Consider the following 8081-nt stretch of genomic DNA (forward strand, 5'->3'; position numbering starts at 1 on the left):
CCCGTCCGCCCCGCCCCCCGAAGCAGCCCAAGCCGTTCCGCGCGCCCAGGCCGGCCCGGCCCGCCAAGCCGTCCGGGCCGGTGGGCCGGACCGGGACGCCGGACGAGCCGTACGACCAGGAGCGAGGGAGCCGGAGCGGCCCGGCGGACGCACCGTCGTCGCCGCGGCAGGACCGCGCCCCGCGCCCGCTCGGCCGGCTGCTGCTCGCCGCGGTCCTGCTGCTCCTCGTCGGTGCGGTCGTCTATGTGCTGGCGTTTCTGCCGGACTCCGGCCAGGACTCCAAGGCCGGCGGGCGCGGCGCGCACCGTCCGGGCAGCGCGAGTGCGGCCCCCGGCGGCAGCCCCGCACCGTCCGGCGACGGCGGCGGCGACCGGGGCGGCAGCACCGGCGCGCCGCAGACCAGCGCGCCCGCGGGGGTCGCCGAGGGCTTCGAGGTACGCACCGACCCGGAGGGCTTCCAGGTCGCGGTCCGCAAGGGCTGGCAGCGGCGCGGGGCCAACAACCAGGGCCAGGTGCGGTACGTCGGCGGGGACTACGAGCTGGTGGTGGTGCCCGGCCGGGACACCACCGCGCGCTTCGGCACGGACCCGATGGCGTATCTGCAGAACAAGGAAGCCGAGCTGGCGCCGTACCGCTCCTCGGGCTGGGCCTCGGCCTCCGGCCTCCAGCGGATCGACGTCGGGAAGACGGCGATGGCCGAGGGCACCTTCTCCTGGCGCGACGGCAGCGGCCGCGAGGTGTACGTGCGCAACCTCGCGATGATCCACAACGGCCGCTACCACCTCGTCCTGGTGATCGGCCCGGACCGCGGACGGCACGAGGTGGACCAGCTGTACACCCAGGCGACCAGCGCCTACCGTCCCGGCTGAGGGGGGAAGCCGGCCACTGGCGGCCGTCCTCAGGGGCGGCCCCGCCCGTCACCGGCGAACCGCTCCCGGAGCTCCTGCTTGAGCACCTTGCGCAGGGCCGTGCCGCGCGGCAGGACGGCCAGCACCTCCAGCCGTTCGGGGAGCTTGTGCCGGGCCAGGCCCTGGGCGGTGAGGTGGGCGGTGATCCCGTCGAGGGTCAACTCCCTTGCCCCCGGGGGCTGTTCGACGACCGCGCAGACCCGTTCGCCGCGCCGGTCGTCCGGCAGTCCGATGACCGCGGCGGCGGCCACGTCCGGATGCCGGTGGAGGAGCTCTTCGATCTCCTGGGCGGAGATGTTCTCGCCCTTGCGGATGATGATGTCCTTGAGCCGGCCGGTGAGCTGGAGGTGGCCGGCGGGGGTGAGCCGCCCGGTGTCGCCGGTGGGCAGAAAGCCGTCGGCGGTGAAGGGGTCGGGCTCGTCGAGATAGCCGCGGCAGACGACCGGGCCGCGGAGGAAGATCTCGCCGGTGTCCGGGGCGATCCGGATCTCCATCCCGTCGGGTGGCCGGCCGTCGGTGCCCGCGAGGTGCTCGGCGCTGTCGCGGGGATCGCCCATGGTGACCATCGGGGCCTCGGTCATCGCGTACCCATGGGCGAGCGCGCAGCCGAGGGCGGCGGTGACCTCGTGGTACAGCGCGGCCGGCAGCGGCGCGCCGCCGCCGGCCAGCAGCCGCAGCGACGGCAGCAGTCGCTGCCCCGTCGGCAGCGCGCGCTGGGCGGCGAGGAAGAGGGCGTAGAAGGCGGTGGAGCCGCCGGCGACGGTGACGCCGTGGCGGCGGTAGGCGGCGAGCGAGCCGGGCAGCGCGAAGTGCTCCAGCAGAACGGCCGGGATGCCGTGCCACAGCAGCATGACGGTGTAGTCGGAGCCCGCGACATGGGCGTACGGAAAGGCCATCGAGCCGATGTCGGAGGGGCGCAGCCGCAGCGCCTCGGCCAGCCATCGGCCGGCCGTGCGCAGGCTGTGGTCGGTGTGCAGCACGCCCCTGGGGCCCGCGGTGGTGCCGGAGGTCCAGTAGATCCAGCGGGTCCGGTGCGCGCTGTCGGGCGGTGGGGGCAGTACGGCCGGGTCGCCGTCGGGCAGGGTGTCGCGGGCCTCGATGACGGTGAGCGGGCGGGGCAGGCCGGCGGCCAGGCGCTCGGCCATCGCGCGGTGGTCGAAGCCGCGCCAGACGCCGGGGTGGACGAAGCAGTCGGCGCGGGTGCGGCGCAGCACGTGGCCGGTCTCATGGTCGCGGTACTGCGGGATGACCGGACTCTGGACGGCGCCGATCCGGGCCAGCGCGAGGCTGAGCAGCACGGTCTCGATCCGGGTCGGCAGCTGCCAGACGACCCGGCTGCCGGGCCGTACGCCCCGGTCGTGGAGGCCGGCGGCGACCCGTTCCGCGCGCCGTTGCAGCCCGCCGAAGGTGATCCGCCGCTCGTGCCGGGCGGATGCGGCGCCCTGGATGAGGGCGGTGGCGTCCGGGGTGCGGGCGGCGCGCCACCCGACCAGGTCCCAGAGGGTGGTGCCGGTCATCTGCCCTCCCATGACTGACGGTTCGTCAGATTCCGGGCCGAGAGTAGAGGCCGGCGCCTTGTCGGTCCAGAGGCGCCGGGGCTAGCCTATTTCTGACGGTGCATCAGGTAGGCCAGGACCCGGCCGATACGGGGCGAGGGACGACGAGGGGAATCCCCATGGAGCCACCGCGCAGCATCAGCGTCGACGACCGTGCGAGCGGGCCCGTGAACCTCTTCGGGGCCCGGCCCGGACCGCTGACCTCCGGCATCGGCGAGCCGGCCGGCCGCGGGACCCGGCCGCCGCGCGGCAGCGCGCTCCGCCTGCCCGGCCCGGACCTCGACCGGTAGCCGCGCCATGGACCTCACCTGCACCGAGGAAGAGGACGCCTTCCGGGAACGGCTGCGCCGGTGGCTCGGCGAGGTGCTGCCCACGCTCCCCGCGCCGCCCGCGGCGGACGACTGGCCCGGCCGGCGGGCGTACGACGCGGCCTGGCAGCGACGGCTGTACGACGCGGGGTACGCGGGGCTGCACTGGCCCGAGGACGCCGGCGGGCGGGGCGCCACCCCCACCCAGCACCTGATCTTCCTGGAGGAGACCGAGCGCGCCGGTGCCCCCTATGTCGGTGCGAACTTCGTCGGCCTGCTGCACGCCGGGCCGACCATCGCCGCCGAGGGGAGCGACGCGCAGCGCGCCCGCTGGCTGCCGCCGATCCTGCGCGGCGACGAGATCTGGTGCCAGGGCTTCAGCGAACCGGACGCCGGCTCGGACCTCGCCGCGCTGCGCACCACGGCGGTGCGCGACGGGGACCACTACGTCGTCAGCGGCACCAAGCTGTGGACCTCGCACGCCGAGGTCGCCGACTGGTGCGAACTCCTCGTCCGCACCGACCCGGACGCGCCCCGGCACCGCGGCATCAGCTGGCTGGCGATGCCGATGGACGCCCCGGGCGTGACGGTCCGGCCGCTGCGTACCCTCGCCGGCTCGGCGGAGTTCGCCGAGATGTTCCTCGACGAGGTCCGGGTGCCGGTGAGCCACCGCGTCGGCGCGGAGAACGACGGCTGGCGGGTGACGATGGTGACGCTGTCCTTCGAGCGCGGCACCGCCTTCGTCGGCGAGGTGGTGGCGTGCCGCCGGGTGCTCGGAGCCCTCGCCCGCGCGGCCCGTGCCAATGGCCGCTGGGACGATGCCGTGCTGCGCCGCGGACTGGGCAGGCTGCACGCGGAGTTCGCGGCGCTGTGGCGGCTGACCCAGTGGAACGTGAGCGAGGCCGGCGCCGCTCGTCCGCGCGGCGGCCGGTCCGGCATCGGGGGCGTCCCGGGAACCGGCGGCTCGGTCTTCAAGCTGCGCTATTCGCAGGCCCGCCAGGAGCTGTACGACGCGGCGGCCCAGGTGCTGGGCGCCGGTGCGCTGGACGCGGACCACGAGTGGGTGGCCGGCCGGCTGTCGTCCCTCTCGTACACCATCGCGGCCGGCACCTCGCAGATCCAGCAGAACATCGTCGCCGAGCGGATCCTCGGCCTGCCGAAGGGGCGGTGAGGGGGCCGGTGGACTTCCAACTCACCGAGGACCAGCGGGCGTTGCAGGGGGCGACCCGGGGGCTGCTGGCCGGACGGTTCGGCCCGGACCGGCTGCGGGCCGCGGTCGGCGACCCGGCGCCGGACCGTGCGCTGTGGCGGGAGCTGGGTGCGGCCGGGTTCTTCGCGCTGCGGCTGCCGGAGGAGGCCGGCGGGGTGGGGCTCGGGCTGCCGGCGGCGGTATTCGTCTTCGAGGAGGCCGGGCGGGCGCTGCTGCCCGGACCGCTGGTGGCGTGCCAGCTGCTGGCCGGCGTGGTGGACGGGGTCGCGTCCGGCGAGAAGATCGTCGGGCTGTGCGAGGGCACGCGGGATCCGGTGCTGTGGGAACACCCGGCCACCTGCGAGGAGTTGATCTTGGTGGAGAAGGGCACGGGGTGCCACGACCGGGCAGGCCGGGGCGCACAGGGGCGCACGGGCGGCGTATACCGGAGTGCGGCGGACCGGGTGTCCTGCGCCCCCTTCGCCTCCGTCGATCCGCTCACCCCGCTCGCCCGCGTCACGGATCTGCCGCGCACCGAGCCCCTCGCCCTGGACGTGCCGCGGCTGCGTCGCGAGGCCGCCTTGCTCACCGCGGCCCAGCAGCTCGGCAGCGCGGCCCGGACGGTCGAGCTGGCGGTCGCCCACGCCCGCCGGCGCGAGCAGTTCGGCGCCCCCATCGGCGCGTTCCAGGCGATCAAGCACCTGTGCGCGCAGATGCTCGTACGGACGGAAATCGCCCGGTGTGCGGTCTATGCGGCGTCGGTCACGGACGGTGATATCGATGTCACGGGGGCGAAGTTGCTCGCCGACGAGGCCGCGGTGCGCAACGCACGGGACTGTGTGCAGGTCCACGGGGGGATGGGCTTCACCTGGGAGGCCGAGGTGCATCTGCATCTCAAGCGGGCCTGGTTGCGGGCGGAGTGCTGGTGCACCGCCGGTGAGGCGGAAGAACTCCTGGCTGCGGACTTGATCGCCTGACGGTGTGGCGCGGAGGTGGTGAGAGCGGTGACGGGAGGGGAAGGAGTCAGACTCTGGCAACCCCTGTGCGGAATGTCGGACTCACTACGCAGAAGTGGTCACGGAGGGTCGATATCGGGTTGTGTCCTAGGTGTGACTCGTCACAGGGGGGAGTCGGCGTTCCGCTCGGGTACGCTCCCTCGGGTGCGAGTGGTTCTGTGGCGCAACGAACCCGGTGTCGTCGTGGCGACGGCTCCGGGTGACGGACTGCGCGCCGCTCGCCCAAGGCGCGGGCCCGGTCGCCCCCCTTGTTCGACTCCCCGCAAAGTGCGTCGCACAGTATGCAGGACGCATACTCCCTTGCGCTGGAATATGCCCGAAGCGCTTGTTGGGGTGACTGAACGTCAACCATGCTGTGCTTCACCGGGGTCACGCACCGTGACTCCGTGGAGGCGCGAGGCGATGTTTCCGCCGGTTCGGATGGTGTGAGCGGTGCAGGTGCTTCAGGTGCAGTTGGACGTACGACCCGACCCCGCGGAGGTGGGGCGGGCTCGGCGATGGGCCCGGTCGCGGCTCGTGGGCTCGGGTATAGGGGTCGATGAGCCGGTGGCGGAGACGTTGATCCTGTTGATCTCCGAGCTCGTCACCAATGCGGTGGTCCACACCGGCGCGTCCGCCGTACTGCGGATGTGCTTTTCCGGGTCGGGTGCCGTGGTCGGCACGGTCCGGGTCGAAGTGGCGGACGCCAGCGCCCGTCCGCCGCGTCAGCGGCACGCCGACGGCGACGACACCAACGGCCGCGGCCTGGAGCTGGTCGACGGCCTGGCCGACCGTTGGGGATGGCAGCAGGAGGCCACCGGCAAGCGGATCTGGTGCGAGGTGGACCGCAGCCAGCCGCTGCTGATGGCGGCAGGCGCCGATCTGGGGGCTTTTGAGCCCCGTTGCGCGGCGCCACGTGCCGTGTCACATCAGGCGTAACTCCCGCCAGTCACCGCGTAGTCGGTATGTAGTCGACATTCTTCGCCAATCATGGCGAATCGGGCGAAATCCGATGAGCTCAGACCGGGTGTTGGTGTGGCGCGCCCGGTTGAGCGCTCCGGGGTGGCGTGCCGCCCGCGAGGGGACGCCGAGGCCGCCGGGGCACCGGCAGGTGCTGCCGGTGACCCGGCGCGGCCACGTCAGAGCACCGCCACGGGCGCGACCGGCGCCCCGGTCCCGCCGACGAACGGCTCGGCCGTCGCGGACAGGAAGAACGTGCCGCGCCCCTCCTCCGCGCACGCCGCGGACAGCTCCTCCAGATTCCAGTTCTGGCCCTGCAGCATGCCCATCTCGACCAGGTGGAGGGCGTGCACCGGCATCCACAGGTCCTCGATCTCCGGCGGGAAGATCTCGAAGGTCAGGGTGTCGTTGGCGACCGCCGCGACATCGCGCGCACGGAACCACTCCGGGGTGCGCAGCGACAGTCCGGGCGAGGGGAAGGCGTACGCCTGGCGGTCGCCGGCGAGGTAGTGCTGTAGGTGCCCGGTCCGTATGAGGACGATGTCGCCGGGCCGGACCGTGGTGCGGGCCAGTTCCTCGGCGGCGTCCAGGTCGTCCGGGGTGACGGCGTGGCCGGCGGGCAGCCGGTCGGTGCGGTGTGCGCGGGCGACGTCCAGGAGGACGCCGCGGGAGACGATCGGGGTGGCCCGCTCGATGCCGAGGGCGGTGGCGCCGAGGTGTGCGGTGACGGTGCTTGCGGGGCGGTCGTTGTAGAGCCGCCCGGAGTGGGAGACATGGGCGAGGCCGTCCCAGTGGGTGGCGGACTGCAGGCCCATGGTGACCGCGTCGTCGGAGGTCGCGACCGTGCCGGGGCCGAAGATCTCGTGATTGACGGCGGTCATGGTGTGCAGCGGGTTGACCCGGCCGGGGATCACGCCGGTCTGTACGCCGTCCTGCCGGAGCGGGAGGGCCAGCGGGATGCGCCGGCCGCTGCGGATGCAGGCGGCCGCTTCCCGTACGACCTGGGTGGTGATCAGGTTGAGGGTGCCGATCTCGTCGGCCGCCCCCCAGCGTCCCCAGTTGTTCACGCGTGCGGCGATGTCGTGGAACTCCTGCGGCAGGGGCATCGGGCCCTCCTCGGGGTGGCCGGGTCCGTTCGGCCCGGGGTCTTGTGTTCGTACCGGGTCTGCTCAAAAATCTAACGGTCCGTCAGAAACTGTGGGAGGGGCAGGACATGGGGAACTTCTTGGCCGGCAAGGTGATCGCCGTCACGGGGGCGGGCCGGGGCATCGGCCGGGCGGTCGCCCTGGCCTGCGCGGCGCAGGGCGCACGGGTGGTCGTCAACGACTACGGCGTCTCCATTGCGGGCGGCGAACCGAGCAGCGCGGTTGCCGAGTCCGTGGTCAAGGAGATCCAGGCGGCGGGGGGAGAGGCGACCGCGGTCGCCGACGACGTGTCCACCATGGCCGGCGGCCAGCGGATCGTGGACACCGCGCTGGCGCAGTACGGGGCCATCGACGGTGTCGTGTGTGTGGCCGGGATCCTGCGGGAGCGGATGCTGTTCAACATGTCCGAGGAGGAGTGGGACCCGGTCGTCGCCACGCATCTGAAGGGGACGTTCACGCTCTTCCGGGCGGCGTCGGCGGTGATGCGCCGGCAGGGGTCGGGAACGCTGCTGGGCTTCACCAGCGGGAACCACCAGGGGTCGGTGTCCCAGGCCAACTATGCCGCCGCGAAGGGCGGGATCATCTCGCTGGTGCGCAGCGCCGCGCTGGGGCTGCACAAATACGGGGTGACGGCCAATGCGGTGGCACCGGTCGCGCGGACACGGATGTCGGCGAACGTGCCGATGGAGCTGACGGAGATCGGCGAGCCGGAGGACGTGGCGGCGCTGGTCGTCTACCTGCTGAGCGAGCGGGCCCGGGAGATCACCGGGCAGGTCTACACGGTGGCCGGACCCAAGATCGCCGTATGGGCGCAGCCCAGGGAGCTCCGCTCCGTCTATGCCGACGAGGGCGGGTGGACGCCGGAACGGGTGGCCGAGGCGCTGCCGGGGTCGGTGGGGACCGATCCGATGCCGATGCTGGCCCAGCTGTCCCAGATGGCCGCCGCGGCCGCGGCCAAGGCACGGCCCCAGCAATAGGCGGGCCCCTTCCGTGAGGGGCGGCGGGGACGGTCGGTGGGGG

Annotated in this window: 7 protein-coding genes and 1 pseudogene; 6 read left to right on the top strand and 2 right to left on the bottom strand. The window is 73.5% G+C overall.

The annotated features are described in order from the left end of the window. Positions 1-869, top strand: a pseudogene (locus EST54_RS34350) (protein kinase); the annotation flags it as partial. Positions 870-898: 29 nt separating this feature from the next. On the opposite strand, the gene EST54_RS32185 reads toward EST54_RS34350, so the two are convergent. Next, positions 899-2425: a class I adenylate-forming enzyme family protein gene (locus EST54_RS32185; RefSeq protein ID WP_129251224.1), complete on the bottom strand. Its 1527-nt coding sequence runs from the start codon at positions 2423-2425 to the stop codon at positions 899-901. Between the two features lie 158 nt (positions 2426-2583). On the opposite strand from EST54_RS32185, the gene EST54_RS34200 reads away from it, so the two are divergent. From EST54_RS34200 to EST54_RS32200, 4 genes are all read left to right on the top strand, one after another. Continuing rightward, a complete protein-coding gene (locus EST54_RS34200) occupies positions 2584-2754 on the top strand; it encodes a hypothetical protein (protein ID WP_154074045.1) in 171 nt (56 codons plus the stop codon). Positions 2755-2761: 7 nt separating this feature from the next. Beyond that, positions 2762-3943 carry an acyl-CoA dehydrogenase family protein gene (locus EST54_RS32190; protein ID WP_129251225.1) on the top strand — a complete coding sequence of 394 codons (1182 nt, stop codon included), beginning with the start codon at positions 2762-2764 and terminating at the stop codon, positions 3941-3943. An 8-nt stretch (positions 3944-3951) separates the two neighbouring features. After that, complete coding sequence (locus tag EST54_RS32195) at positions 3952-4938, top strand: acyl-CoA dehydrogenase family protein (protein WP_129251226.1); 987 nt, start codon at positions 3952-3954, stop codon at positions 4936-4938. A 471-nt stretch (positions 4939-5409) separates the two neighbouring features. Beyond that, complete coding sequence (locus EST54_RS32200) at positions 5410-5895, top strand: ATP-binding protein (protein WP_129251227.1); 486 nt, start codon at positions 5410-5412, stop codon at positions 5893-5895. Positions 5896-6095: 200 nt separating this feature from the next. Here EST54_RS32200 and EST54_RS32205 read toward each other — a convergent pair whose 3' ends face one another. Beyond that, positions 6096-7022, bottom strand: a complete 927-nt coding sequence (locus EST54_RS32205; protein ID WP_129251228.1) for a cyclase family protein — start codon at positions 7020-7022, stop codon at positions 6096-6098. Between the two features lie 107 nt (positions 7023-7129). Between EST54_RS32205 and EST54_RS32210 the strand changes: the two genes are divergently transcribed. Further along, a complete protein-coding gene (locus tag EST54_RS32210; protein WP_129251229.1) occupies positions 7130-8038 on the top strand; it encodes an SDR family oxidoreductase in 909 nt (302 codons plus the stop codon). The last annotated feature ends 43 nt before the right edge of the window (positions 8039-8081 follow it).

Source organism: Streptomyces sioyaensis, from assembly GCF_004122735.1.
In the GTDB taxonomy this organism is placed as follows: Bacteria; Actinomycetota; Actinomycetes; order Streptomycetales; family Streptomycetaceae; genus Streptomyces; species Streptomyces sioyaensis.

What these genes read in the sequence shown, in the direction of transcription:
- EST54_RS34200 (WP_154074045.1), top strand. Translation starts at nt 2,584, where the DNA reads ATGGAGCCACCGCGCAGCATCAGCGTCGACGACCGTGCGAGCGGGCCC.
- EST54_RS32205 (WP_129251228.1), bottom strand. Translation starts at nt 7,022, where the DNA reads ATGCCCCTGCCGCAGGAGTTCCACGACATCGCCGCACGCGTGAACAAC.
- EST54_RS32190 (WP_129251225.1), top strand. Translation starts at nt 2,762, where the DNA reads ATGGACCTCACCTGCACCGAGGAAGAGGACGCCTTCCGGGAACGGCTG.
- EST54_RS32185 (WP_129251224.1), bottom strand. Translation starts at nt 2,425, where the DNA reads ATGACCGGCACCACCCTCTGGGACCTGGTCGGGTGGCGCGCCGCCCGC.
- EST54_RS32210 (WP_129251229.1), top strand. Translation starts at nt 7,130, where the DNA reads ATGGGGAACTTCTTGGCCGGCAAGGTGATCGCCGTCACGGGGGCGGGC.